Here is a 25,410-nt window from a genome sequence, read left to right as displayed (position 1 = left end):
CTCGCGAGTTCGAACCTTGCGAGCGGGCTGTCTCGTCCCATAGGAGTGCGGATTCAGGCAGGCGTGTGGTGCCAACGAGTGGCGTCTCTTCGATACAAGCCCGAAGCGCAAGCGAGTGAATTTTCTTTGATTTCTCGCGGGGAAATTCACTCGCTGGCGCTTCGGGCTTGTAAAGAGTCAGCCCGCGGGAGCCATCGGGTGGATGCGCTCCGAGCCCGACCCGATCTAAGGTCGGGCGGCCTTCGTCTTCAGGTCGAGAAGAACGTAGCATGTCTCGAAGCGATCATCCGACGCCCGGATCCGTTCTCGGATCCGGGCGTCGGCCATTGTGATCCGTCCGGCCTCGTGCGGATAGGCGTTGAGGAAACGCTCGAGCAGCGAGTGCCGGGGCGAGGTCAGGTCCCGGGCGAAGCACAGGTCGGCTCGAGGGTCCAAACCCGCCCGGCCGACGAAGCGCTGGTACTCGGCCACGATATGGTCGAGCTCACGCCGGTTGCGATAGGCGACGACCCCGACCCAGTAGTCGCCGGTGTGCAGCAGGCCGAGCTCGTTGTCGACCGTCTGGATGACGTCGATCGACTCGATGAAATGCTCCATGGCGTCGTAGAGATCCAGGGGTAAATCTTGGCGATGCGCCAACCTATGATAATGAAGTGGGATTTCCTCGAGGGTGATCGTGACCAGGATCGCTTCCCGGCGCCCCGGGTTTAGGTACGCCGAGGCTTCGGCGTCGTCCAGGCAGAGGAACGGGATGTTGGAGCCCGCGACGTCGCAGAAGACGTGGGATTCGGCGTCTCCGGGCAACCGGCAGAGGATGGCGAAGTGCTGCCAGTAGCGCTGGGCGTCCTGCGTGCCCGCGAAGTCGAACGTGTGCTGGTCGAGGATCGACCGGAGGGTGCGATAGGGAAAGCTGCCTGACGCCCCCTCGCCCCCGAGCACGACCTCGGCCTCGATCCCGTAGGCGTGCGCGATGAGATACAACGCCATCGCCTTCTCGGCGCAGTGGCCGCCGTCTCCCTCAATGATCCGATCCAGGGCCTGGTCGCAGCTCCGGAACGGGACGCACGGGTCGAGGTAGCGGGAATAGGTCTCGTAGGGAGCGGCGTGGATTCGCCTCGCCACGGCGGCGATGAAGCGGCGGGCGCGATCCGGGGTGTCAAGCTGAAGGACGTCCCCAGCTTCACTGCCGTAAGCCTGCTCGGTGAGGGATTCGACGAATCGCTCATAAGCGTCGGCCCTGAGCGACCAGCGTCGCGACAGGTAGGCCGGCCAGTTCCGCCGATAGCCGGTCCGCGATCGGTCGACCTCGATTCGGATCGGGCCGGGAACGCTCTCGCCGCCGAGCCGATGATCCAGCCCGCAGGCCCGTCCGCCGACCCGGAACCGGAGGTCGGGGAAGAGCTCGCCCAGAGTCCCTTCGTCGTCCAGGAGGAACAGGCTGTCCGCGTATCGACTGAGTTCGAGGAGCGGCCCGGGATCGACCTGTTCTCCCGAGGCGAACGCCTCGAGCTCGGACGAGCGATAGAACGAAAGCACATCTCCGAGGGTTTGGACATGCCCGCATTCGGGGGGAATGGCGAACCTCAGGGACGAATTCCGGACCCGATCGTTGATGACGACCTCGAACCGCTCGTGCAACTTAGAGCATCCCTCCGAAGAAACCGCCCCCGCCCCCGTTCGCGCCGTTGATGTTCCGATTTCCGGCGAAGCGATTCATCCGGCCCCGACAGCCGTAGAGCATGAGGGGCAAGGTGAAGATGGCGATCATGAACGAGACCACTTGGAGGAGAATGCTCCTCCGACTGGTGACGAAGCCGGAGCCGACTGGGCTCGCGGGCGAGGTGTCGGTCGGACGGAACATCGCCCACTGGTCCAGCTCGCGCAGGGGTTCCCCGTCGACGTGGAACTCGAGGACGACATCCAGGATCTTGTCGTCGAAGCTGCCGTCGTCGAAGACGCTGGTCCCGAGATGACTGCGCACCGTGTCAGCAGGGTTGATGGGGCCGGGCCCGTGATTGATGTAGAACCGGACCGATCCCGATTGCTGGTGGGCTTTGGTGAACATGGTCCGCAGGAGCCAGCGCTTCTTCGGCAGCATCGGGTCCATGTGCAGCCAGGGCTCGAGCCAGGAGGCCATCTCGGCCTCCTCGAAGTGCCCGGGTGAGAAGAAGTAGTCCTGGAACAGCTTGCGGATCGACTCGCTCTCGAACCGCTCGTCGAGGTAGACGAAGAAGCAGCGGTCGAGGTCGATGTCCTCAGGCGTGATGCGGAGACAGAATTGCTCCCCCGCGTACCGTTGCAGGTCGGCCGGGCGGTAGGTCAACCTCTCGCCGGGCGCGGTCTTGGCATAGGTCGACACGGACGGACTCCCTGGTCGGGTCGGGACCACACGCGGTATTCACACGAGTCTCGATCATTCAACCCTAGTACGTCGACCCGATCGTGACAAGGGCCGTCAGGCCCTTCGGGCGGCCGACCGCCTCCGCAATCAGGGGGCGTCGGACGTCGGCCCGGTCGAGGATTCCTCGGCAACCTCCGGTGCTTCGTCGCCCAGGTAGAGGCGTCGATCGGTCACGCGGCGGACCTTGCGCCCCTCGAAGGCCTCGCCGGCGCGGAAGGTCAACCGGAACCGGACGAGCCCGAACTGGTAGAGGTCGTCGAGCTCGAAGATCTCGTACCTCAAGACGTCCAGGAGCTCGTTCTCGAGCCGAGCGAATCGATCGGGGAGGTCGATTCGCATGAGGGTATGCCCTTCCGACTCGGGGATATCGGTGAGGGTGATCGCGAGCAAGGAGAGGTCCCCGGCGACCCGGTTCAAGGCGTCGAGGATGGTCTGATAGCGGAGCTTCATCCCGGCGAGCACGAAGCCCTCGTGGGTGCGCTCGACGAAGGTCAGGCGGGGCGAGGTTTCTCCGCACGCGCAAGGCCGGGTCGTGACCCGGACCACGTCGCCGACGCGGTATTTCACGATGGGGTGGTCGCGGAGATGCCAGGTCGTCAGGTCGAGCTCGCCCTGCACCGTCTCGTCGTCGAGGAATTCCGGCCGGGCGATCGTCACGCCGATCATCGTCGGGTCGAAATGACAGCCGGTACCGAGCTCACACTCGCCGGCCATCCCGCCGGTCTCGGTGGTCCCGTAGAAAGAATGGACGCCGCAGCCGAGCGTCTCGGCGACCTCGTTCCTGAATCCGGGGTGCATCGGCTCGCCCATCGTGATGAGGGAACGGATAGGCGATCGGCCGCGGGGCCATGCCGAGCGCAGGTGGGGCCAGGATCGGACCAGGAGGCTCGGCAGCGTGAGGAAGACATCCGGCGCGAGGCGACGGATCGGTTCCAGCGACCTTGCGTAGTCGCGATTGAGGTGGAGGAAAGTCGTCCGCCGGACTCCCAGGGCCCTCGCGGCGCGGGCGTAAAACTCGTAGATCTCGGGGAATCCGACGTCGGCGCAGACGAACGTATCCCCGCCCCGCATCCCGGCCCTGCGGAAGACCTGCTCGGTGATCGCCTGCTCGGCGAGCTCGTCGGCCGGCGTCGCGAGCCGGAGGACGCAACGGCCGGTGGAACCCGAGCTGTAGTCGCAGACGAACCGCTCGCCGCCGAGCCTCGAGAGCGCCTCGGGCTGGAGGATCTCGCGGTAGTCCTCCCGGCTCGTGTGCGGGAATCGCCCGAGTACCTCGACGGGCGACCCCTCCGGGGACAATCCCGAGCAATCCATGACGGAGCGGTAGTGCCCGAATTCCCGGTGCAGCCTCGCGAAGAATCGCCTCATCCGGTCGAGGTCGCGCTCGCGCGTCCCGAGGAGGCTCACCGACCCGTCTTCATGCCGATGGAATGACGTCGTCACGGGACATTCGCCGTCGAGATGCGCCGGCCGAGACTATAGCGGACGAGCGGGAAGCACGTGAATAGCCGCTTGCTCACGTGCGAGAGGCCGGACGCCGGGTTGACCTCGATCCGCAGTTGCTCGGAATCGTAGTCGTACCACGTCCGGCCGGCCGCCCGCGACCCGATGAGGTCGACCTCGTCCGCATAGAGTAACGCCGGATATGCGAGGTCGTCGATCGGTGGATCCCCGCAATGCTCGACGACCATCACCGTGCGAGGAGGTCGCCCGATCGATTGGCGGAGATGGCGGCGGCACGCCAGCACGACGTAGTCGGGCTCATGTACGGCGACCTCCCGCCGAATATCCTCCTCCGCGTCCATAAAAGACACCGAAGCCTGGAACCCCTCCCAGTAGATCCCCTTGGCGAGCTCGCAGGCGAACGGCCCGCGCCTCCCGTCGGCCACGATCAGGAATCGCGGAGACGCGCCGAAGTCGACGCCAAGATCCTTCATCGCCCGGACGATCCGCTTTTGCCTGAGCACGAGCTCGGCCTCGTCCTCGGGGACGGTGAACGGGAACCGGCTCGCGTCCTTGAAGTACGGCGGCAAGGTCCCGATCATCGCCTCCCGGTCGACGATGCAGTCGAGCAACCCGGCCGCCCGGTGATAGTCCGAGGCCGACAGGTACGGGATCTCGGAAACGTCCGTCGGCTCGGACTCGTACACCTCGCCGTAGAACCGAGTCTGCCGGAAGGCCCTGCCGGCCGTGGCGATCAACGCGTCCTCGGCGTCGGACATGGACCTCTCCGCGATGAGACAGTGACGTGTTGTGTCATGTAACGCTCAGCAGCCTTTGGTGGATCGATACGGAGTCATTGCCACCCCGGCGAAGTGGGCATGATCGATGTGAAGAGATGTTGTTCAATGCCAGTCGTCCATGTGCGTTTGTTTGCGTGGATTCATGAATATGTTCATGAGTGAATTCAGCAGAATGAAGATATGGAAGGCCAGGGCAAAGAGAAATCCCACGATGGCTCCTATGATCGCGGAGATCCCCATCGCCAAGGGGACACCCATCGGGCTCGAGTCTCCAGGATCGTTGGAGTTCATCAGCGAATAGAGAAACATTAACGGGCATACGATGCCCCCGCCAATAGTGGCAGATGCGTAGATGAGTATTACTGTGAAGACGGGGACTCGTTCTGTCTTCGACGGTTGGTGCCCCTTGAAAGGGACGAAGCGTAAGGGATCGTTTGCCATGGTAAGGACTGTGACTCCTTTCCTGTTGTGCTCCTGACAGGGCGAGGCTTCAAGGCTTGACCTGTATCGCGTCCCCAATGAACCGTCAAACGGCTCGACGGAAGTCGGCGAGGATGATCTCGATTTTTGGCCTCCGATCTTGACCATGTCAATGATTACTGGGCCGGCTGATGACGCGGCTGCAATCATGGCGAAGTCATCCGCCTCAGTCCCAGTCATCCGCGAGTGACGGCTTGCGGTTCTCAATCCATGTCGCCACGAGGACGAAGATGTGGAAGGCCCCAGCCAGAAAGAAGCCCAAGTATCCCCCGGGAACCGTCAAGAACATCACCAAAAAGAGGATCCCCATCGGCAGGCCACCCTCGTCACCCGGGCTAGCCCCGTCATCACCTAAAGGCATAAATGTCATCAAGCAAATTATCGAAATAGGAAATGCAATAGCCCCGCTGGCGGTGGCCAAAATATAGATGCGGTTGATGGTGGAGTTGGGGACGAGTTGCGGCTTCCGAGTCTTGTATTCCTTCATCTGGACGGAACTCGATTGCTCCTCCGACGACTGGCCCGCCTTGAATGGAACGAAGCGTAGGAGGTTACTGAACATGGTCGTAACAATGACTCCATTCTGATGCGTGCTCCGAAACCCGTTTTCCTCCGCGAAAACGGGCCCTGTTCCGGGAGCCGGCGACCCTTCCCTCTGGGTCGTCTGTCTTGACCGCGTCAGATGCCCGGCCTTCAAGAAAGGCTCGGACTTCGGGACGGACAAGGCCAATGCTCCCGACGGGCGGAGCCTCAAATCCTGCCCTGAGTCGCATCCCAGAGTCAATCGTTGGGCGTGCCGCGATCGCGACAACGAATGATGACGGTTCGAATGTCCTGCGTCAGCGGTCACCGCATCCATGCGCCCTTGGGCCGGACAATCGTGCAAATTTTCGAGGTCGTCTCAGTGATGGCTCGTCCGGTTCAGGCGAGGAGCGGACGGATGACGGTCCCCTCGGCATGGCCGCGGCCAGTAGATTTATCGGCCGTTTAACGGCACAATAACGGCAGCGACACTGGCCGAAGAAAGCACCATCGAATGCCGTTCGAGCCCAACTACCGGATCACGCCCCGCGCCGCTGCCCACCTGATGCGGATCGAAGCGGCCCGGCAGGCCATCGAGGACCTGCCGATCACGGCCGTCGTACTCGCCGGCCTCCGCGAGACCGCGCGGCTTTTCTCCACCCACTTCTCCACCATGATTGAGGGGAACCGGCTCGCCCGGGAGGAGGTCTCCGCGGTGATCGAACAGGGGACGCACTTCCCTGGCCGAGAGCGGGATGAGGCTGAGGTGCTCGGCTACTATGCCGCGATCGAGCGGTTGGAGCGCTTCGCCGTCCAGGGTGGAGGGATCACGGACATTCAGGTCCGCACCCTCCACGCCCTCGTGATGTCCGGTGGCAAGGCGGTGAAGAAGCCCACCCCATACCGGGGCGGGCAGAACGTGATCCGCGATGTTCGTAGCCGGGGGATCGTCTACATGCCTCCGGAGTCCGTCGACGTCTCCCGGCTGCATGGAGGAACTCCTCGACTGGCTTCGCCGCTGCGAGCGCGAGGGCGTCCCCTGCCCGATCCTCGCCGCGATCGCCCACTACCAGTTCGCCACGATTCATCCCTACTACGACGGCAACGGCCGCACGGCGCGACTCCTGGCGACCCTGATCCTCCACCGGGGCGGCTACGCCCTGAAGGGACTCTACTCGCTCGAGGAATACTACGCTCGAAACTTGTCGGCCTACTACCGGGCATTGGCGGTCGGGCCGTCGCACAACTATTACGAAGGCCGCGCCGAGGCGGACATCACGGCGTGGGTCGAGTATTTCTGCGCGGGGGTCGCTGAGAGCTTCGACAACGTCCGTCGCCACGCCCAGCAGGCCGCCGACCGCGGCAAGCCGGACGACTCAGCCAAGCTTCGGCACCTCGACCCGCGTCAGCGACGGGCCCTGGAACTGTTCCGTCGCTCGGCCGTGATCACCAGCCGCGACGTCGAGGCCCTCTTCGGCGTCTCCCAGCGGACGGCCCGGAATGTCGTTTCGTCGTGGGTTAAAGGCGGGTTCTTGCTCGTGGTCGACCCGGCGAGGAAGTCGCGGAGCTATCGATTGGCCCCCGAGTACGAAGGGCTCGGACCGACCTGATCCTCGCGAAGAGACGACCCTCAGTCCCAGTCGTGCGCGGGCAACGGCTGGCGCTTCCCAATCCATGTCGTTAGGAGGACGAGGATGTGGAGAGTCCCGGCGAACATCATGCCCAAGAATCCTCCTACGATCGAGAAGATAACGATCAGAAAGGGGAGGGCCATCGGGCCCATCTGGGAATCCTCGCCCGGGTGTGTCGCCAGGTCGTAAAAAGCGAGGAGATTAAGTGCGATCCCCCCGCCGCCGATCGCCAGGAAATAGATGGGGATGATGACGGAGCTCGGGACGCGCCGCGGCTTCCACGTTCGGTGTTCCTTCAACGGGACGTGACCCCGCTGATCGTTCGATGACTGGCGTTCGTTGAGCGGGACGAGGCGTGAGGGTTCATCGGACATAATCATGACAATGACTCCGTTCCGGGTGTCCACCACGAAACCCGTTTTTACCCGCGAAAACGGGCTTCCGTGAAGGAAGCAGCGACGATTCCGGCTGGGGCGTGGGCGTTGGCCGCGTCGGAAGCCCGGCCTTCAAGACATAGCCGGGCATCGAAACGGACGAGGGCTATGCACCCGACGGTCGAAGCCTCAAATCCTGACCTGAGCCGCATCCCAGAGTCAATCGTTGGGCGTGCCGCGATCGCGACAAGGAATGATGACGGGACGAATGTCCTGCGACGGTGGTCACCGCATCCATGCGCCCTTGGCTCGGGCACTCGTGCAGGCGTCCGGGGCCGCTTGCTCGGTTCAGGCGAGGAGCGGGCGGACGACGGTCCCCTCGACGTCGGTGAGGCGGAAGTCGCGGCCGGAGTAGCGGAAGGTGAGTTTTTCGTGGTCGACGCCGAGGAGGTGGAGGATCGTGGCGTGGAGGTCGTGGACGCTGACTCGGCCGTCGACGGCGCGGAAGCCGAACTCGTCGGTGGTGCCATGGACGAGGCCCCCTTTGACGCCCCCTCCGGCGAGGAGCATCGTGAACCCGTAAGGGTTGTGGTCGCGGCCGTCGCCGTTCTCGGAGACGGGCGTCCGGCCGAACTCGCCTCCCCAGATGACCAGGGTCTCGTCGAGTAGCCCGCGACGCTTCAGGTCGATCAGGAGCGCGGCGATCGGCTGGTCGATCTCGCGGGACTTGTTGCGGATCTCCTTGTTGATGTGCTCGTGGTGGTCCCAGCCGCCGTTGTTGACCTGGACGAACCGCACGCCGTTCTCGACCAGGCGCCGGGCGAGCAGGCAGGAGTCGGCGAAGGCCCCTTTGCCGTAGAGCTCGCGCGTGGATTGAGGCTCGCGGGCGATGTCGAAGATGCCCGGGGCCGCGGTCTGCATCCGGAAGGCGGTCTCCATGGCCCGGACGCGGGCCTCGAGCATCGCGTCGTGGCCCCGGCCGGCGAGGTGGGCGCCGTTCATCTCGCGGAGGAACTCGAGTTGACGCTCCTGCTTGGCCAGGTCGATCTTGGGGTTCGCGAGGTGCCGGATCATCTGGCCGGGAGTGGGGCGGGAGACGTCGATGGGCGTCCCCTGGAACTCGCCCGGCAGATACCCGTTCCTCGCCGACGAGAAGGCTGCGCCCCCGAGCGAGACGAACCCCGGGAGGTCCTGGTTCTCGGTCCCGAGGCCGTAAGAGACCCAGGCGCCCAGACTCGGGTGCGTCGGGTCGGTCCGCCCCGAGACCATGAAGTTGGTCGCCGGCCCGTGGTTCGGGTTCGTCGAGTAGACCGAGCGCACCACGCAGAGGTCGTCGACGCACCCTCGGAGGTGGGGCAGGAGCTCGCTGACCTCGATCCCGCTCTCGCCGCACTTCTCGAACGAGAACGGCGAGGGGAGCAATCCCCCGGTGACGCGCTCGGTGCGGAGGTCGACGCCCCCCGGCCGCTTGCCGGCGAACTTCTGGATCGCCGGCTTCGGGTCGAACATGTCGAGGTGTGACGGCCCCCCGGCCATGAACAGGAAGATCACCCGCTTGGCCTTCGGGGTGAAGTGCGGCGACGTCAAGGCGGCGAACGCCGGCTCGGTGCCGAGGTAGCTCGCCAGGCCGAGGCCCCCCACTCCGGACGCGATCGACCGGAGGAACCCGCGCCGGGTCGGACGCACCGAGGATGTCGTGTCGTCGTGGGACATCGGGCCTCTCCCTGGTCAGTCGACAAATAGAAATTCGTTACTGATGAGCAAGGCTTGCGACAGGAGGGCCCACGCCGCGCCGGGGTCGGAGCCCCCAGCGTCGACCAGGCCGAGGGCCCGCGTCACTTCATCCGCGGACGGATCCCGGAGCAGGACTCGGCGATAGAGGGCACGGACGCGATCGGTGGGCTCGGCCGATCCGGCGATGGCCTGGTCGGCCACGACCTTGGCCCATTTCAGCAGGAATGGGCTGTTGAGGAAGAACAACTGCTGGAGCGGCGTGGTCGTCTGGTCGCGCGCCTCGCCGTGGCGATTCGGGTCGGGGAAGTCGAAGGCCTGGAGGATGCCGGGCAGGCGTCTGCGGCTGACCTTGCCGTAGATCGCCCGGCGCTCGAAGCCGTCGTCCTCGAGCCTGCCCGAAGGCCCCCCGAGCTTCGGGTCGAGGACCCCGGCGACGGCGAGGATCGCGTCGTGCCAGGCCTCGACGTCGAGCCTCTTGCGGAAGGCCCGCCAGAGGCGGCGGTTCTCCGGGTCGGCGGCCTGGGAGGCGTCGTCGTGACGGCCGGATTGGCGGTAGGTCGACGATCGCACGATCTCGCGATGGAGGGCCTTGAGCGACCACCCCTCGGCGATGAACCGGGCCGTCAGGTCGTCGAGCAGATCCGGGTGGCTTGGCGCATCGCCGAGCTTGCCGAAGTTGCTGGGCGTCGAGACGAGTGGACGGCCGAAGTGCCACCCCCAGACTCGGTTCACGATCACGCGCCCGGCGAGGCTTTTCGCGTCGTTGACGATCGCGTCGGCCAGCTCGAGTCGCCCGCTGCCGTGCTGAAAGGTCCGGGTCTCGGTCCCTTCGGAGAAGATGCGGAGGAAGCGGCGAGGCACGATCGAGCCGGGGTTCGCGGGGTTCCCCCGGCGGAAGACGGGCAGGTCCCTCGAGGTCTCCGGGCGGAAGTCGAGCGTGGTCCAGGACGGGTCGCTGCCGTCGACCCAGAGGCCTGCGTCGCGGACGCCCATCGCCGTGGGGCCGCTGAACAGCTTGAGGGCCTTGACCTCCTTGATCCGGGCCTTGAGCTCGACGATTTGCCGGTCGAAGGGCTCCGTGGACTCGTGCTCCTGGACGGCCACTCCCCGCTGTTCATTGGCGTAGCCGAGGCGTTGGTCGAGGTCGACGAGCCGCCTGGGCAGGTCGGCGAGCCGATCGGACGCCGAGGGGTCGGTCGCCACGATGGGACGCTCGACGATCTGGGTGCTCGCCATGACCCCGGCCAGGGCGTAATAGTCCTCGGTCGCGATCGGGTCGAACTTGTGGTCGTGGCATCGGGCGCACGCCACCGTCAGCCCGAGGAACCCTCGGCTCACGGTGTCGACCCGCTCGTCCCACTCCTCGGCGACGATGCCGGTGGTCACGTCGGCCGAGAGCTTCGGCTCCTTGTGGTAGATCGGCGAGTGCCCCAGGAACCCGAGCGCGGCGACCTCCGAGACGGGGAGCCCGGGGATCAGGTCGGCCGCGAGCTGCCGGCGCACGAACTCGTCATAAGGCAGGTCGTCGTTCAGGGCCCCGACCACCCAGTCGCGATACGGATGCGCGACCCGAGGGGGCTTGTTGGTCGCCTCGCCGGTCGGGTTGTCCTCGGCGAAGCGGGCCACGTCGAGCCAGTACCGTGCCCAGCGCTCGCCATACCTCGGCGACGCCAGCAAGGTCTCGACGAGCCGCTCATAGGCGTCCGGGGCCGGATCCGCCGCGAACCGCTCGACCTGTTCGAGCGTGGGCGGAAGCCCGATCAGGTCGAACGAGAGCCGACGGATCAAGGTCCTACGGTCGGCCTCGGGGGCGGGCGTCATCCCGTTCGCGTCGAGCGCCTGAAGGACAAACGCGTCGATCCGCCCGCGGGGCCAGGACGGGTCGGAGACCTTCGGGATTGGCCTCTCAACCGCCGGCCGGATCGACCAGAACTCGCGCCCGCGCTCGAAGTCGATCGACTCCTGCGGCGTGACCCCTCCCCCCTCGCCTCCAGGAGGCATCGGCGCCCCGACTTCGACCCAGCGTCGGAAGTCGGCGATCGTCCGCTCCGGCAGCTTCCCGCTCGGGGGCATGACGCTGACCCCCTCGGCGTGGGCGATCGCGTCGATGAGCAGGCTCTCCTCCGGCTTCCCGGGGACCACCGCTTCCCCCGACGTCCCCCCCTTCCGGATCGCCGAGATGCTGTCGAGCCGCAGTCCCCCCTTCGGCGACTTCGACGCCGATGAGTGGCACGAATAGCACTTCTCGACCAAGACCGGCCGAATCGCCTTCTCAAACAGCTCCTCGCCCGACTCTTCCCTCGCGCGAACCAGGTCGGGTAGAGCAAAGCCGAGCGTGACCGTCACGGCGATCAAGAAGTTACGGTGCGTTTTCATGTCGAACCGCCGTCATGGGGAAGGCGAGCGGACGAGTCAGTTGCGCGACGCGGGAAGAGAGTTCCGCTCGCGCGGCAGGATGGCTCGATTATACGCCCTCGAGCGTCGAATGCAACGCTCGAAAAGGCTCCAGGCACGGCCTCCGGCCCTCTCAGCCCGCCGAGTCCGAGTTTGGGGCTGGCGGTGTGATCTCGGTCATTTGTAGGATGGTCGGTTCAGGGGTGGTATCGGAGCTTTGGTGAGGTTGAAAGCGCCAGGTGTTCTTGGCCTATTCACATATCCTCTCGGGAGCGTTGGGCGATGACACGCGCGTTCGCGGCGCCGGGGAATCCCACGTTGGGCGGCCGGTGGCGGGTGATCCGCCGACGTTTGCCGGCGGTGCTGGGCTTGCTGACGTTGATCCTCGTCGCGGGCTGGCTCATGATCGGGCGAGACTCGTGGCCGGTGAGGGTGGTGATCCCTCCGCAGGGGGGCTCCGACGCTCGTCGGGAGACATTTCCGGTCGCGTTCACGCGTGACGGGACCATCCTGGCGACGTCGGCCCCGGGCGAGGTCTCGTTCTGGGAGACGTCGAACGGCCGGGAGCGGAAGCGGCTGGTGCTGGACGGTCCGCCGACGAGGCTCGGGGCCTTCTCCCCGGACGGCCGGGTGTTCGCGTATGTCCTCTGGAACGGCGACACAAAACCCCTGGGGATCCGCTGCATCGACACGACGAGCGGGGAGATCCTTGCGTCGATCACCACGAGGGTCCCGACGCCCCAGCATCCGACGATCTACCGGCTGGCGTTCACCTCCGACGGCGGCCTCCGCGCGATCCTCGGCAACACGTCGGGGGCCCGGGAGATCGTGCGCTGGGACCTGGCAACCGGCCGGGAGACGGAGGCCCGGTCGAGCTCCTGTCCCGTCTCGGCCGGCACCTGGGTCTTCCCGCAGCCGGACGGTGGGCCGCTCATGGCGGTTGCTCCCATCGGGTCGAGCCGGGTGACGATCTGGGACCTCGCCGCCGACCGCGAGCGGGCGACCCTCGACCCTCCCCCCTCGATCGCCGCGGCCTTTCCTGCCACGGACCTCTTCCTCTCGTCCGCCGCCTTCTCGCCCGACGGCTCGACCCTCGCCCTCGCCCGCGACAACGGCCTGATCGAACTCTGGGACCTCGCGACGGCCCGGATGGTCAAGACCCTGAGCGGCCACACCAGGGGCTACGCCTCGTGGAATCTCCAGTTCGTCCCCGACGGCTCCGTCCTGGTCTCCCGGGGCGAGTTCCGCCGGCCGGCTTCGACTCTCGGAGCGATCCAGCACGGCCTTTTAAGGATGCTGAGAAACTCGTCCTGGCGCCCTTCGGGCGAAGTGATCGCCCTCGACATCTCGACCGGCCGGCGTCTCGGCCGCGTCTCGAGCCCCGGGCGATCCCTCCTCGCCGACGACGGACGGACCCTTGCGACCTGCGAATCCGACCACGTCGTCTACTTGAGAGGTTTAACTTTTGGCAAATCCGGTCGATGAATAAATTCGCAGATACAGTGAATGAAACGCATCTCACCGTCGTCTGCTCCTGTGGACGCGGAGGACGCCCACTCTGAAGGCGGAAGACCCACGCCCGAGATCCGTCTGCGGGTGATCCCTCCCGTATCTCTTCCTGGCAAACGTCATCACCCCGATCGCAGCCCTTTGCACCGTCATGCTGGTCCGGCGATGCGTCGCGAATCGCCGCTGGCCCTGCGTTGCGGTCACGGCCATACTCACCTTCGTGGTGACCACAGCGTGCCTCGCCTACGAAGGCTATCTTCTGGATCGCGACTTCGGGCTCGGATTGCGGCCGTGTGTGCGATGGCTGCCCCATCTCTGACGCTTGGTTCGGCCCCGGCATTCCCAGGTTCGCAATCGCCCGTCGGCCATTCGGGATGTCTCGCGAACGAGATCGTTGGCATGCCCTGGAGGCCGGTGTAAGTTCTAAGCATCTGGCCGAGCGTCCCACGGTGGACCGAGGGCCAAATCCCCCCCGCGTCCGGAGTCTTCGACATGCGACCGATCCTCGCTGTTGTCGTAGTCGTCCTTTCGGTGTTCTCCTCAACGGCCAAGGGCCTCGACAAGACACCGACGGACCTCGACACGACGGTCGCCCGAGGCCTCAAGTTCCTGGCCACGGATGCGATGGAATGGAAGGATGAGCATGACTGCGTCTCATGCCACCATGCCGGGCTGGTGGTCTGGTCGTTGCGCGAGGCGAAGCACCGCGGCCAGGCGGTCAACGAGCCGGTGTTGTCCGAGCTGACGAGGTGGATCGCCAAGTCGGGCGACGGCAAGACCGGCGTGCCTCGGCCCGCCTCCGCGCCGAAGGCCCTGAATGTCAACGCGGTGTTGTCGGCCTTGGCCCTGGGGGCGGACCCCGAGCCGGACGTGATCGCGAAGAAGGGCCGTGCGATCTTCATCAAGACGGTCGTGGGCGACCAGACCGAGACCGGCGCGTGGTCGTCGTGGCCCGACACCCGCCCGCCGATCTTCGGCCACTCCGACGACACCGCGACGGCGCTGGCGACCCTCGCCGTCCTCCCCGAGGCCGCCTCCGGCGACGACTCGGCGCGGTCCGCGCGCGACAAGGGGGTCCGCTGGCTCTCCGAGACGAAGACCGACGACGACCCCCAATCGATCGCCCTCCGCCTGGTCCTCTGGAGCCGCCTGGGCCGCCCCTCCGACGAGTGGGAGCCCCTCGCCGCCCGCATCACCGCGCGACAGAACCCCGACGGCGGCTGGAGCCAGACCAAGGACATGCCGAGCGACGCCTGGGCGACCGGCCAGGCCCTCTACGCCCTGGCCCACACCGGCCTCGATCCCGAGAATCCCATCATCGCCCGCGCCCACGCCTTCCTCATCAAGACCCAGCGCGACGACGGCTCCTGGCCCATGACCTCACGCCCGAGCAAACCCGGCGATTCGGGCGCCAAGAGCCTCATCCCGATCACCGGGGCCGGCGCTGCGTGGGCGGTCCTGGGCCTGGTTCGCAGTCGTTGACTCATTTGTCGATTTGTAGGGTGGGCATCGCCCACCGATCCCATGGGGCGACGCCTATCCCCCTCCGCCTGACTCTACCGGATCCTCACTCCGCAATCCTCCCGACGGCTCGAATCCCCTGCCCTGTCCGCTGGGTGAGTGAGTCACCGAGTTCGGCGCGGGCGTCCGCGACGGCGTCGAGCAGGCGTTGGACGACCTCGGGGTGCTTCGCGGCGAGGTCGGTGGCCTCGCCCACGTCGTTGGCGAGGTCGTAGAGCTCGGGGCTGGTGATCTTCAAGGAGTCGTACTTCACGGGCGTCCCGCCGTGGCCGCCGGGTCGTCCGCTGAGCGAGCGGTAGGTGTGCGGAAGCTGGAGCTTCCAACGCCCGTCGCCGCTGACGATCGCCTGGAGCTGATTCTGTTCATAGTAGTAGAGATAAACATCGTGCGGGTTCGACGCTCCTGGCGTGCCGGCGAGGAGGGGCCAGACGTCGAGGCCGTCGATCTTGTGCGTCGGAAGTTTGGCGTCGACGAGCCCGGCGAGTGTCGGCAGGAGGTCGATCGTCATGAGCATGGCGTCCGACGTGGTGCCCGCGGGGATCTTGCCCGGCCACCGCATGACGCAAGGGACGCGTACGCCGCCCTCCCAGCAGGTCCCCTTCCCCTCGCGGAGCGGCCCGGCCGAGCCGGCGTGGTCGCCGTAGTTGATCCAGGGGCCGTTGTCGGTCGTGAAGATGACGAGCGTGTTCCGGGCCTCGCCGGTCTTCTCGAGGGCGCGGAGCACCTCGCCCACCGACGCGTCGATCTCCTGGATGACGTCGCCGTAGAGACCTTGTTGGGACTTCCCCTCCGCCTCCTTGGGCACATAGAGCGGGACGTGCGGCATCGAGTGCGCGAGGTAGAAGAAGAACGGCCGGCCCTTCTGTTTCTCGATGAACGAGACGGCCCGCTCGGTGTACATCCGGGTGAGTCGCCGCTGGTCCTCGGCCGTGACGTCGGGGTCGACGACCTTATCCCCGTCGATCAGCGGGAGCGCCGGATACGTCCCCGGCTTCGCCTCCGGGTGTGACGGCCACATGTCGTTGGAATAAGGCAGCCCGAGGTATTCGTCGAACCCATGCCGCACCGGCAGGAACCGGGGATGATGCCCCAGGTGCCACTTCCCGGCCATCCCCGTGGCGTACCCCTTTTCCTTGAGCAGCTCGGCGATCGTCGTCTCCTCATCCGCAATCCCGACCTTCGCCTGCGGCCCGAGCGCCCCGTGGATCCCGAGCCGGTTCGGATAGCACCCCGTCAGCAGCGCCGTCCTCGACGCCGAGCACACCGGCTGCGCCACGTGAAAGTTCGTAAACCTCCGCCCCTCCCTCGCCATCCTGTCGATGTTCGGCGTCGCAAACCCCTTCGCCCCGAAACACCCGAGGTCGCCATACCCCTGGTCATCCGTAAAAATGATCACCACATTCGGCGGCCGATCCTGGGCATGTAACGATGTCCCGCCCACGAGCATGACCGCCAACACGAAGGTCTTGAGACGCACCGTTTTCATCCGATCTCCCGCCGGTCTTCGATCGTCGTTAGGCCGACCCATGCTCGGGCACTCCAACTCCCAATGGGATAGCGAAGCCTGTCGAGCGACGCCAGCCACTCCTCCCCCATTTCCGAAAAAATTCCGAGGGGAGGACCATCGATGTCCGCCCTACCCCTGTATGATGGCCGTGACAGCCATCGACGTTCTCAATCCCGAATACCACTCTTTCATCGTGTGAAGGCAAGGGCCCCGTGCACCAAGCCACTCGTCCTCCTTTGGCCCGGATGATGGCCATCGACCAGGCCCTCCGCGCGGGGACCTGGCCCAACGCGAGCACCCTGGCCCGCCAACTGGAGGTGAACCCTCGGACGATCCGCCGCGACCTCACCTACCTGCGCGACCAGCTTGGGGCCCCGCTCGAGTTCGACCCGGTGCGCAACGGCTACTGTTATGCGGAACCATCCTTCCGCCTCCCCTTCTTCCAATTGAGCGAGGGGGAGCTCTTCTCCCTCCTGTTGGCCGAGCGTCTGCTTCGCCAATATCACGGCACGCCTTTCGAGGCCGACCTGCGCCGGGCCTTCGAACGTATCACGAACCTCCTGCCCAACGCGATCAGCGTCCGTCTCGACTCGCTGGCCGACTGCCTCTCCGTCATGCCCACGGTCCGGATCAGTTACGACCCCCAGGTCTTCGACACCCTGGCAAGAGCGGTCGTCTGCCGACGCCGGGTCGAGATGGACTACTGGACGGCGGGTCGGAACGTCACTTCGAGCCGCGACTTCGACCCGTACCACCTCGCCCTCATCGACGACGGCTGGTACGCCATCGGTCATTGCCACGTCCGCAACGAGGTCCGGATGTTCGCCGTTCAGCGCGTGCGCTCGGTCGTCGAGTCGAATACGACGTTCGACCTCCCCGCCGACTTCCGAGTCGAAGACTACATGGCCGCCAGCTTCCGCGCCATCCGGGGCGAGGGGCAACACCATGTCGCCGTCCGCTTCCCCCCCGAGTTCGCCGGCCGGCTCGCCGAGCGAGTCTGGCATCCCTCCCAGACCAACGAGCCGACCCCTGATGGAGGCTTGATCCTCCGGTTCGAGGTCTCCGACCTCCGGGAGATTAAACGCTGGGTCATGTTCTGGGGGGTGGACTGTGAGGTGATCGAGCCCGAGGAATTGCGTGATGCGCTGAAAGGAGAGATTTTGGAAATCGTTCGTACTCTTTGCTGATTAGGAACTTGTGGCTGTTGTCCGGAGTGTTTTCCGGAGGCGACATGTTGTCGTTTCAGGCGAAGTCGACTATTTGAGGTAGAGATCCTGGCTTTGATGATAGTTTCAGGCGTCCCGTAAGTCCAGAAAAAGGAGCTGGTGAGGTTATGAGCACTGGGCGCAAATTCGATGAACGCCTCTTCTCTGCGTCGGAAGAGTTCAGGCTTGTGGTGATTGATTTCCTGACGGAAAAAGCTTTCTCGCAGACTGTGGCCGAGGAGGTCGCTGAGGGGATGGCCATGGCAAGAGCAAGTTCGTCTAAAGGGAGCCGGGAGTTGATGTACTGTCCTCGTGGATTGCCCTGGTTCTTGAGGCGCGAGGCGATCAGGAAGGCACGGAAATTGGCTTGGCGATGTCGCCCTCTCCCCCCAGCGTGGGACGAGGATCGCCGCGACTCTCATGGTGAAAATACCTCGGAAACAGACGACGTTTACCCGATGGAGGCCGATTGCAGGCTTGAAATCGTGAAAAATGTATTCAAAACATCTGAATATAATGAAATTATTAAAAAGTTGAAGGTCGGGCGTCCCCGCCGGAGGGAAATCGCGGATGCGTTGGGAGTGCATCCCGAGACGGTGTCACGCCGCTTCCGCAAGATCAGGGAGCAGTGCGGCGAAGATGCAAAAAACTTCAAATCCTTATGACAGCGAAAATCCAATATAATAAGGATTGAAATATGATCGTTTCTAGGCGTCCCGTCGTGCGCGGGCCGTCCCTCGGGGCGGCCCGTGGCATGCGGCCGCGAGGGGACCCGTCCGTCTTCACTTGGGAGGGAGGTGACGTCGGTGATCGAGACCTGTCACAAGCTCGTCGAATGGACGAGCCTTCGCCACGACCTCGGGATCGCGCTCGAGCCGAGGCACGCGCACTGGTTGCGCGGGGCGGTGGCGCAGAAGGCCCGCCGGGTGGAGTTCCACCAGCACGGCGACGAGGGCCTGATTTATCGTCATCCCTTGATCCGCTATGACGCCAGCACGGGACAGGCTGTGGTGGCGGGGCTGGCGGAAGGGGCGCTGCTGTTGCGGGGGATGCCGGGGTTCGACTCGTTCTTGCTCGGGCGAGAGACGCACCCGGTGGTCGCACGTTCGGTCGACTCCGGAAGGGCGGCCGTGGGGCCGGCGGGCTCCCTGATTCGCTATGGCTTCCGTTCGTCCTACCTCGCCCTGAACCAGGAGAATCACGAGGTTTGGGAGCGGGGGCATGCGGCGGATCGTCGACGCCTGCTGCAACGGATCGTGGTGGGGAACCTGCTCTCGCTCTCCAAAGGGATCGGGCTCCACGTCGCCGAGCGGCTCGAGGCCGAGGTGGACCTGGAGCCGAGCGGCTGGCAAGAGCTCAAGCCGGGCGTGCGGTTGCTCGGGTTCCAGGGGACGTTCCGGGTCAACTACCAGATCCCCGACGGCTGGGGCATCGGCAAGAGCAGTTCCCGGGGCTTCGGGACCCTCACGCGAGAGGAGGGCTGACGTGGCCAAATCGAAGGCTCGGACCGCTGCCGACGCGGTCGTCTCGGTCGAATTCCCCAAGACCGGCAACCCCTGGCTCGACGCGGGGACCGTCGGCCTCTATCGGGTGCTGGAGCCGCGCCCGGCGTATGTCGACGACTCCGCCGAGGAGGTCGAGCCCCCCGGGTCGTCCGCAGTCGGGTGGGAACTCCAGGCCGACCGGCTCGTCGTGACGGGGCCCGTCGAATTGGTCCAAGCCCGGCTGGAATGGGCCTATGAACGGCTGGTCTCCACGTACTTCAACGTCTCCAGCCGGAAGCAGCGCGACGAACGCGGGAGTTACAACTTCTTCTATGACACGGCGGAAAGCCGCTTCGTGACGTTTCCCAAGAAGAAGGCCGCGGGGGCGGCCTCGCTGCTCTTCGACAAGGCCGCGAGGCCCTCGGGCTCGCAGGTCGGCTGGGGGGCCGGGTCCGACGGGAAACGCGAGGCCGGGCGATTGCCGGATTCGCATGCCCACCTCCAGCATGACCTCGACGCCTTCCTCGCCGGAGAAGGTCTCAAACCGGGGCCGCCCGCGGGGCTCCTGATCGACGGGCCGAACCAGGTCCGACCCAAGGTCGAGATCCGCGTCGCCCCGGCCGACGCCCGCTCGGTCTGCTTCCTCTCGGGTGACCCTGCGTCGGCGGCCGTCGAGGCTAAGGAGACGGCTTTCCCCCTCCTGGGGGGGAGCCGGTCGTTCGTCAGCGGGAGTGCGAATTGGCCGAGGCTCGGCTGGAAGGCCGATTTCGTCGGCAAGTTCGTCCCGGCCCTCTCGTTCTTCTACGTCCAGGGAGACGACATCCACCTCTTCTTCCCCAACGCGAACGACCTCCGACGTATCGACAAGATGGCCGACTCCCTCGCCCCGATGGTGAACCTCGACCCGAACCTCTTCCGAAACTTCGATTTCCAGGGGGTCGGCGGCTACTTCTCGAAGCGGTCGGAGGTCGCCCTGGCATTCCTCCACCGCGTCTTCGTCAAGCTCAGCGAGACCCGAAGCGCCGAGCATGCCAGGGCGGACGACCTGCGACCCCCCTCGGAGGAAACGATCTCCCTGCTCGATGACGACGAGGATGACGCGGCGGGAGAGAATGCGGCCTCGCCCTCCGAAGCCGTTACCGAGCCGGTGATCTCCGCCCAGGCCGTCTTCGAAGCGACCCAACTCGGCGGTGCGGTCGGGTTCACGGTCGTCTCGGCGACCAAGAAGGGAAATGTCTGGATGGCCCGGGACTTCTGGACTTTCCAGGACGTCGTCTACCTGGCCCGCCTCTTCGACCGGATGCAGCGCCCGATCACGCTCCGTACGGGGAAGGTCCGCATGGAGTGCTCGCCGGGGCATCTGCTCAAGGCCCTCGTCGATCGCGAGGCCGCCGACGAGAGCCGCACCCTGCTCCGCGATCGCGTCTGCGACGCCATCCTGCGTCGGCAGTCGGCGCTCCACCTGATCGAGCGGCACGCCTTCCACGCCAATCTCCATTCCGGCTCGGGCAAGTCCAGCCCGGTCGGCCCGCTCCGTGATTTCGCGCAGCTCTACGAGGTCGAACTCCGAAAGGGGACGCCAATGAGTGAATCGTTTGAGGCTATGGTCAAAACTTCGACCTGGCTCGGCGAGAAGATCGGCCAGGCCGTCGCCGACGCGGTCAACAGCCCCAAGGACGGCGAGTCCCGAGGGCGAGCCAAGGGGGCCCTCTTCCGGCTCCGCAAGACCCGGACCACGGCCGACTTCATGAACGAGTTGGCCCGGCTCCAGGTCCGCTACGGGATCGACGTCCCGAAGGATGTCCTCGACGGCCGGACCCTCACCCCGGACCGCTTCGAGGAGTTCCGCGGCTTCTGCGTCGTCGCCGCGCTGAACCGCTTCCTGTACGGCACCCGCGAAAAGAACGCCCCCTCCAAGTCTTCCCAGTAACGAACGGAGATCCACCGATGCCCGAGATCACCGAAGCCAAGTCGCTGACGATCACGTTCCTGACCCCCGTCTCCCTCGGCTCGCTCAATGGTAGCGACAAGGAGGCGGATAACGTCAGCAGCATCAAGAAGCTAACCCGGGGCTCCAAGACGTATCCTTATGCGTCGAGCCAGGCTCTCCGGCGGGCGCTGAGGGATCAACTCGGCGTACTGAATCACGACCTCTCCGAAGGGGTCGCCGCGAAGGAGAAGAAGGGGGCGGCGATCACCAAGTGCCTGCCCGAGATGTATATCGATGATGACCTGTTCGGCTTCATGGACGCGTCCAAAGGGGGAACCCACAAACGCACGAGTCCGGTGAGGGTCGCGCCTTTGTTGGCGATCGACCCCTACGAGGGAGACCTCGACTTCGGCACGAACTACATGAGCGTCGAGGCCGGCGGGACGCCGAACATCTTCGAGACCGAGATCCACGGGGGGCTCTACCGGGGCACGATCCTCGTCGAGCTCGACGCGGTCGGCAAGAGTCGGGACGGTGAATGGGCCTCCGCCGAGAAGAAGGTCGGGTGGGAACTCAAGCCCAAGCAGAAAGCCGAGCGGGTCGTCGCTTTGCTGATCGCGCTCCAGCACCTCTGGTCGACCGGCCGGCAGTCGCGGTTCCTCGCCGACATCAGCCCGAAGTTCATCGCGGCGGCGGCGACCACGGCGAAGGTCCCGCTGTTCCTCGAGTCGGTCCAGCGCAAGGGTGATGGGATCGATCTGGAGGCCCTGACTCAGGCGGTCGCGGACGCCAAGGCGATTACCGCGGACCACTGCTTCGGGGCCCGAGCGGGCCTGTTCGGCGCCTTGCCGGAGGGGTGCCTCACGGTCGGCGAGGCCTTCGACCGGGTCCGGGGCTGGGTGGATGCCTACTACGGAGCCTGAGCCATGGCCATCGTCGTGATCGAGGCGGTGGCGCCGGCGGCCAGTTGGCGGTCGCCGGAGGCCCTCACGTACCACCGCACGCTCCCCCTGCCCCCGTATACCACCCTCGTCGGGATGCTCGGCGCCGCCCTCGGGCTCGGCTTGCCGGACGCCTATCGGTATGTCTCCGACCACGCCCTACGCCTGGGCGTGGGGGGCTGGCACGAGGGGCACGGGCGAGACCTCTGGAAGTACCAGAAGCTCGAGTCGATCGGCGAGGGGAAGGACATCAAGACCGACGTCCTGCTCCGCGAATTCTGGACCGAGGTCCGTCTTGCCCTGGTGGTCGAGGCGCCCGACGCCTCGGCCGCCGGCCGGGTCGCCGAGGCGTTCCGCGCCCCGGCCTTCCCCCTGACCGCCGGCCCGAGCGATTCCCTCATGAAGGCGGTGGATGTCCGCGTCGAAGAGAACGCACCCCACGCCACCCGACGACTCGCCTTCGCCCAGGTCTTCGGCGAGGTCCCGCCCCGGTACACGCTCGCCGGCGCCTGGGACGAGATCCCGCTCAGTCGATCGATCCGGGCCCCGTCCGTCGAACGCCTCCCGGTCGGTTTCGCGTTCGAGCCCGACCAGCCCCGACGTCTGATCGGCCGGGAGCTCGTCACCTTCGTCGCCGACCCGATCGAGCTCGACCCCGACGTCGAGCCGATCTCCGGCTACCCCATCGTCCCCCGGTCCCGTTCGCTGCTGGGAAGCGAGGTCTACCCCATCCTCGAGGAAGGGTTGCCATGGACGATCCCCGTGCATCGCTACGACTCCCCGACGACCATCTCGTCAACGTCGCCCTCGCCAAGCGGAAAGACGCCAAGGGGGGGCAAGAAGAGCAGTCGTACTGGGGACACGTGACCGACGTTTACGTCGCCTGGCTCGGCCTCATCAAGGTCCACGAGGACCTGATCGCCCGAGTCGCCGCGAAATACGGCCTGACCGTCGACCGGGTCCTCCAGTCGAGCCTCCTCTGCGTCGCCCTTCACGACGTCGGCAAGCTCTCCGCCAACTTCCAGAACATGATGGGCGCCGAGGACGAGGCCGCCTACAAGGCGGCCGTCGGCCTGAACTACCGCCACGAGGTCGCCGCCCTCTGGCTCGTCTCGAAGGCGGCCGAAAGCCTGATGACACACGCCGGGATATTTCCCGGCGGTGGCCTCCTGGAGACACTTGCCGTCGCCGGACATCATAAATACCTGGCAGACGAACACTTGTTTTTAAGGAATCGGTTTTCGAACACACTTGCCTGGAAAGGAGGGACGATCCCCGCGGTCAAGGCTGCGATGCGTCTCGCCGCCGAGATGTTTCGACACCAGGGTTGGGAGCCTCCGAATCCCAGGTTCACTCCCCGCGACCTCGAGGTTAAGCTGAATTACCGAGGGGAAGGTCATCGCAATGAGCCCTACGAGTGGCTCATGAAATCAAAGGAAGATATTAGCTGTCTTGGCGAGGCCCGAATAGGTCGGCTCCGCGACCTATTCATGCTCCTCAAAGGCCTGCTGATGACCGCCGACTGGATGGCCAGCGGCGCCAAGGGGCGTGAGGAGGCCCTCGACGCGAGCCGAGGGGTCGTCCGAGTCGGCCCGGGTCCTCTCAGGAAGCATGTCGGCGTTCGCGTCGAGCGTCGCCGTCGCGAGCGCCCGGAACTGGCCCTGGAGGACTTCCAAGGGTTCACGCCGTTCCAGGACGCCTGCGGGGCCGCCCAGGGGCACCTGATCGCGATCGCCCCCACCGGCAGCGGAAAGACCGAGGCGTCCTGGCTCTGGGCCCTGGGCCAGGTCGAGCGGAGGCATGTCCGCAAGATCCTCGTGCTGCTCCCGACGATGGTGACGGCCAACGCGATCCACGACCGCCTCGACGCCTTCATGCACGAGCATGAGCACCGCGTCGGACTCGTTCATTCGACGTCCGACTTGCTCAAAGGATCGACCTCCTCCGGCGACGGCGACGACGAGGCCGACCGCGCCGACGTCCGCGGCGACCACCTCGCCGAGTCGCACCTCTTCCGGCCCGTCACGGTCGGCACGGTCGACCAACTGCTCGTCCCCCTGTTCCACGCCGGCCGCTGGGCAATGAAAACGATGGCCGCCGCCGACGCCGCCGTCGTCATCGACGAGATCCACGCCTACGACCCCCACACCCTCGGCCTCATCGCCCTGATGATCGAGCAACTCGCCCCCCTCGGCACCCGCTTCATGATCATGAGCGCGACGATGCCCGAGGCCCTCAAAACAGGCCTCCGCAAGGCCCTCTCCTCCCGGGCCCCCGACGCCCCGGGCGTGACCGTCGTCGAGGATGCCGACCTGCTCGACTCGGCCCGCAACCTGTGGCGTACCTGCGACGTCCCCCTGACGAAATGGCTCTTCTCCGAGGACGATGCGGGCCGGCGCGTCCCCTCCGACGACTTCCTCCAACTCTGGAAGCGCCGCAACGAACGGGGTGAACCCCTCAAGATCCTGATCGTCGTCAACACCGTGAAACGTTGCCAGGAGCTCGCGAAAGCCCTCCGAGAATTCGGCTTCGACCTGATCTGCTACCACTCCAAGTTCATCTTCGACGACCGCCGTGCCAAGGAACGCCGGATCAACGAAACCCCGCCCCGGTTGCTGGTCGCCACCCAGGTCGTCGAGGTCTCATTGGATATTGATTATGACGTGCTGATCACCGAATGTGCCCCGATCGATGCCCTCGTCCAGCGGGCCGGGCGGGTGAACCGGGCCCGACGCCCGAAGTTGGGCGAGGTCGTCGTCCACCCCCCGGAGGAAGGGAGTGAGAATGTCTACGGGCTTCCCCGGGGCGTCCTGGAAGCCACCTGGAACGCCTGTCGTGAAATCCAGACGCCGCCGACCGAGCGCGAACTGATCGCGATGGTCGACCGAGTGTATGCCGGTCATGCCTTGATGGAGGGCAACGATTTCTCGGCCATCCAGCGAGTCACTCAAGGGATCCAGCACCGCCTTGCAGGCGTCCTCGACGCGCCCAAACCTGCCGAGGAAAACGCATTGTTGCAGACTCGGAAAGAAGACTACGTGCAGGTGAGCGTGATCCCCGAGGTTTTCGAGGCGCAGGCCCTCTGTTGTCATCCCAGAGATCGTAAACGCTTCGAGTTGAAGGTCCCGGCCTGGTATACGCGGAAAGCGACTTTGCGGTACTGGGAAGAAGAACGGGGAAAACCCTTGAATAAAATCTTGCCCCTCTGCCCGATGTTGTACTCTCCCGAGTTCGGCGCGGAACTACTCTCCGCCCCCGAGCACCCGGAACCAGGTCACGAAATCTTCTGATGGCCCGCGCCGGCGCCCGGTTCCTTTTGACGAATCGGATTGACTCAAGCCTCAAAATCGGTGGCGGAACAGAGGTTCCGGGTGCCACGGGTTGGTACTCCACCCCGTGTGCGTCGGCCGAGTGATTTGGCTCACGGGGTGGAGTACCAACCCGTGGCACCCGGGTCAGGGTCGCTCACCGTCGATCTCGCGGCTTGACCCAATATCTTATTGTCATGCAAGACGGACTCCGGCTTGATTTTAA

General features: G+C 65.5%; 21 protein-coding genes. 10 read left to right on the top strand and 11 right to left on the bottom strand.

Annotation, left to right across the window (positions count from 1 at the left end; translation table 11 throughout):
* Positions 1 to 225: 225 nt before the first annotated feature.
* The 7 genes from ACYOEI_RS27990 to ACYOEI_RS27960 all read right to left on the bottom strand — a co-directional run bounded on the left by ACYOEI_RS27990 (position 226) and on the right by ACYOEI_RS27960 (position 6,637).
* Positions 226 to 1,638 (bottom strand): hypothetical protein, encoded by a 1,413-nt coding sequence (locus ACYOEI_RS27990; RefSeq protein WP_462852948.1) that lies wholly within the window; start codon positions 1,636 to 1,638, stop codon positions 226 to 228.
* Between the two features lies 1 nt (position 1,639).
* Entirely contained in the window at positions 1,640 to 2,359 is a 720-nt protein-coding gene (locus ACYOEI_RS27985) for a hypothetical protein (RefSeq protein ID WP_462852947.1), read from the bottom strand.
* 129 nt (positions 2,360 to 2,488) lie between these two features.
* On the bottom strand, positions 2,489 to 3,844 hold the full coding sequence (locus tag ACYOEI_RS27980; protein WP_462852946.1) for a phenylacetate--CoA ligase family protein: 1,356 nt from the start codon (positions 3,842 to 3,844) through the stop codon (positions 2,489 to 2,491).
* On the bottom strand, positions 3,841 to 4,623 hold the full coding sequence (locus tag ACYOEI_RS27975; RefSeq protein WP_462852945.1) for a hypothetical protein: 783 nt from the start codon (positions 4,621 to 4,623) through the stop codon (positions 3,841 to 3,843). The genes ACYOEI_RS27980 and ACYOEI_RS27975 overlap by 4 nt, the downstream gene beginning before the upstream one ends.
* 123 nt (positions 4,624 to 4,746) lie before the next feature.
* A complete protein-coding gene (locus ACYOEI_RS27970) occupies positions 4,747 to 5,274 on the bottom strand; it encodes a hypothetical protein (RefSeq protein ID WP_462852944.1) in 528 nt (175 codons plus the stop codon).
* Between the two features lie 16 nt (positions 5,275 to 5,290).
* On the bottom strand, positions 5,291 to 5,611 hold the full coding sequence (locus ACYOEI_RS27965) for a hypothetical protein (RefSeq protein ID WP_462852943.1): 321 nt from the start codon (positions 5,609 to 5,611) through the stop codon (positions 5,291 to 5,293).
* A 489-nt stretch (positions 5,612 to 6,100) separates the two neighbouring features.
* Positions 6,101 to 6,637: a hypothetical protein gene (locus ACYOEI_RS27960; protein ID WP_462852942.1), complete on the bottom strand. Its 537-nt coding sequence runs from the start codon at positions 6,635 to 6,637 to the stop codon at positions 6,101 to 6,103.
* Between ACYOEI_RS27960 and ACYOEI_RS27955 the strand changes: the two genes are divergently transcribed.
* On the top strand, positions 6,636 to 7,256 hold the full coding sequence (locus ACYOEI_RS27955; RefSeq protein ID WP_462852941.1) for a Fic family protein: 621 nt from the start codon (positions 6,636 to 6,638) through the stop codon (positions 7,254 to 7,256). The genes ACYOEI_RS27960 and ACYOEI_RS27955 overlap by 2 nt on opposite strands.
* A gap of 20 nt (positions 7,257 to 7,276) precedes the next feature.
* Here ACYOEI_RS27955 and ACYOEI_RS27950 read toward each other — a convergent pair whose 3' ends face one another.
* From ACYOEI_RS27950 to ACYOEI_RS27940, 3 genes are all read right to left on the bottom strand, one after another.
* Complete coding sequence (locus ACYOEI_RS27950) at positions 7,277 to 7,657, bottom strand: hypothetical protein (RefSeq protein WP_462852940.1); 381 nt, start codon at positions 7,655 to 7,657, stop codon at positions 7,277 to 7,279.
* A 342-nt stretch (positions 7,658 to 7,999) separates the two neighbouring features.
* Complete coding sequence (locus ACYOEI_RS27945) at positions 8,000 to 9,364, bottom strand: DUF1501 domain-containing protein (RefSeq protein WP_462852939.1); 1,365 nt, start codon at positions 9,362 to 9,364, stop codon at positions 8,000 to 8,002.
* Positions 9,365 to 9,379: 15 nt separating this feature from the next.
* Entirely contained in the window at positions 9,380 to 11,761 is a 2,382-nt protein-coding gene (locus ACYOEI_RS27940) for a PSD1 and planctomycete cytochrome C domain-containing protein (protein ID WP_462852938.1), read from the bottom strand.
* A gap of 300 nt (positions 11,762 to 12,061) precedes the next feature.
* On the opposite strand from ACYOEI_RS27940, the gene ACYOEI_RS27935 reads away from it, so the two are divergent.
* Both ACYOEI_RS27935 and ACYOEI_RS27930 read left to right on the top strand, forming a co-directional pair.
* Complete coding sequence (locus ACYOEI_RS27935) at positions 12,062 to 13,264, top strand: WD40 repeat domain-containing protein (protein ID WP_462852937.1); 1,203 nt, start codon at positions 12,062 to 12,064, stop codon at positions 13,262 to 13,264.
* 516 nt (positions 13,265 to 13,780) lie between these two features.
* Positions 13,781 to 14,770, top strand: a complete 990-nt coding sequence (locus ACYOEI_RS27930; RefSeq protein ID WP_462852936.1) for a prenyltransferase/squalene oxidase repeat-containing protein — start codon at positions 13,781 to 13,783, stop codon at positions 14,768 to 14,770.
* A gap of 85 nt (positions 14,771 to 14,855) precedes the next feature.
* On the opposite strand, the gene ACYOEI_RS27925 is transcribed toward ACYOEI_RS27930, so the two are convergent.
* A complete protein-coding gene (locus tag ACYOEI_RS27925) occupies positions 14,856 to 16,295 on the bottom strand; it encodes a sulfatase family protein (protein WP_462852935.1) in 1,440 nt (479 codons plus the stop codon).
* A 233-nt stretch (positions 16,296 to 16,528) separates the two neighbouring features.
* Between ACYOEI_RS27925 and ACYOEI_RS27920 the strand changes: the two genes are divergently transcribed.
* From ACYOEI_RS27920 to cas3, 7 genes are all read left to right on the top strand, one after another.
* Positions 16,529 to 17,503: a helix-turn-helix transcriptional regulator gene (locus ACYOEI_RS27920; RefSeq protein ID WP_462852934.1), complete on the top strand. Its 975-nt coding sequence runs from the start codon at positions 16,529 to 16,531 to the stop codon at positions 17,501 to 17,503.
* A 146-nt stretch (positions 17,504 to 17,649) separates the two neighbouring features.
* Positions 17,650 to 18,186 carry a helix-turn-helix domain-containing protein gene (locus ACYOEI_RS27915; RefSeq protein ID WP_462852933.1) on the top strand — a complete coding sequence of 179 codons (537 nt, stop codon included), beginning with the start codon at positions 17,650 to 17,652 and terminating at the stop codon, positions 18,184 to 18,186.
* Between the two features lie 141 nt (positions 18,187 to 18,327).
* Positions 18,328 to 19,005: a CRISPR-associated endonuclease Cas6 gene (locus tag ACYOEI_RS27910; RefSeq protein WP_462852932.1), complete on the top strand. Its 678-nt coding sequence runs from the start codon at positions 18,328 to 18,330 to the stop codon at positions 19,003 to 19,005.
* Position 19,006: 1 nt separating this feature from the next.
* Entirely contained in the window at positions 19,007 to 20,935 is a 1,929-nt protein-coding gene (locus ACYOEI_RS27905; protein ID WP_462852931.1) for a hypothetical protein, read from the top strand.
* Between the two features lie 17 nt (positions 20,936 to 20,952).
* Positions 20,953 to 21,858, top strand: coding sequence for a type I-B CRISPR-associated protein Cas7/Cst2/DevR (cas7i, locus tag ACYOEI_RS27900; RefSeq protein WP_462852930.1), 906 nt, complete (start codon positions 20,953 to 20,955; stop codon positions 21,856 to 21,858).
* A gap of 3 nt (positions 21,859 to 21,861) precedes the next feature.
* Entirely contained in the window at positions 21,862 to 22,743 is an 882-nt protein-coding gene (gene cas5 / locus ACYOEI_RS27895) for a CRISPR-associated protein Cas5 (protein WP_462852929.1), read from the top strand.
* Positions 22,626 to 25,166, top strand: coding sequence for a CRISPR-associated helicase Cas3' (gene cas3 / locus ACYOEI_RS27890; RefSeq protein WP_462852928.1), 2,541 nt, complete (start codon positions 22,626 to 22,628; stop codon positions 25,164 to 25,166). Before cas5 ends, cas3 begins: the two co-directional genes overlap by 118 nt.
* Positions 25,167 to 25,410: the final 244 nt, after the last annotated feature.

It is taken from the genome of Singulisphaera rosea (genome assembly GCF_054877945.1).
Note: the sequence above shows the minus strand (reverse complement) of the source record. Positions and strands in the feature narration are given on the sequence as shown.

Bases quoted from the DNA above. Each gene is read 5' to 3' on its own strand.
- ACYOEI_RS27975 (WP_462852945.1), bottom strand. From the start codon at position 4,623: ATGTCCGACGCCGAGGACGCGTTGATCGCCACGGCCGGCAGGGCCTTC.
- ACYOEI_RS27970 (WP_462852944.1), bottom strand. From the start codon at position 5,274: ATGATTGCAGCCGCGTCATCAGCCGGCCCAGTAATCATTGACATGGTC.
- ACYOEI_RS27965 (WP_462852943.1), bottom strand. From the start codon at position 5,611: ATGAAGGAATACAAGACTCGGAAGCCGCAACTCGTCCCCAACTCCACC.
- ACYOEI_RS27955 (WP_462852941.1), top strand. From the start codon at position 6,636: ATGGAGGAACTCCTCGACTGGCTTCGCCGCTGCGAGCGCGAGGGCGTC.
- ACYOEI_RS27960 (WP_462852942.1), bottom strand. From the start codon at position 6,637: ATGCAGCCGGGAGACGTCGACGGACTCCGGAGGCATGTAGACGATCCC.
- ACYOEI_RS27950 (WP_462852940.1), bottom strand. From the start codon at position 7,657: ATGATTATGTCCGATGAACCCTCACGCCTCGTCCCGCTCAACGAACGC.
- ACYOEI_RS27945 (WP_462852939.1), bottom strand. From the start codon at position 9,364: ATGTCCCACGACGACACGACATCCTCGGTGCGTCCGACCCGGCGCGGG.
- ACYOEI_RS27940 (WP_462852938.1), bottom strand. From the start codon at position 11,761: ATGAAAACGCACCGTAACTTCTTGATCGCCGTGACGGTCACGCTCGGC.
- ACYOEI_RS27935 (WP_462852937.1), top strand. From the start codon at position 12,062: ATGACACGCGCGTTCGCGGCGCCGGGGAATCCCACGTTGGGCGGCCGG.
- ACYOEI_RS27930 (WP_462852936.1), top strand. From the start codon at position 13,781: ATGCGACCGATCCTCGCTGTTGTCGTAGTCGTCCTTTCGGTGTTCTCC.
- ACYOEI_RS27925 (WP_462852935.1), bottom strand. From the start codon at position 16,295: ATGAAAACGGTGCGTCTCAAGACCTTCGTGTTGGCGGTCATGCTCGTG.
- ACYOEI_RS27915 (WP_462852933.1), top strand. From the start codon at position 17,650: ATGAGCACTGGGCGCAAATTCGATGAACGCCTCTTCTCTGCGTCGGAA.
- cas7i (WP_462852930.1), top strand. From the start codon at position 20,953: ATGCCCGAGATCACCGAAGCCAAGTCGCTGACGATCACGTTCCTGACC.
- cas5 (WP_462852929.1), top strand. From the start codon at position 21,862: ATGGCCATCGTCGTGATCGAGGCGGTGGCGCCGGCGGCCAGTTGGCGG.
- cas3 (WP_462852928.1), top strand. From the start codon at position 22,626: ATGGACGATCCCCGTGCATCGCTACGACTCCCCGACGACCATCTCGTC.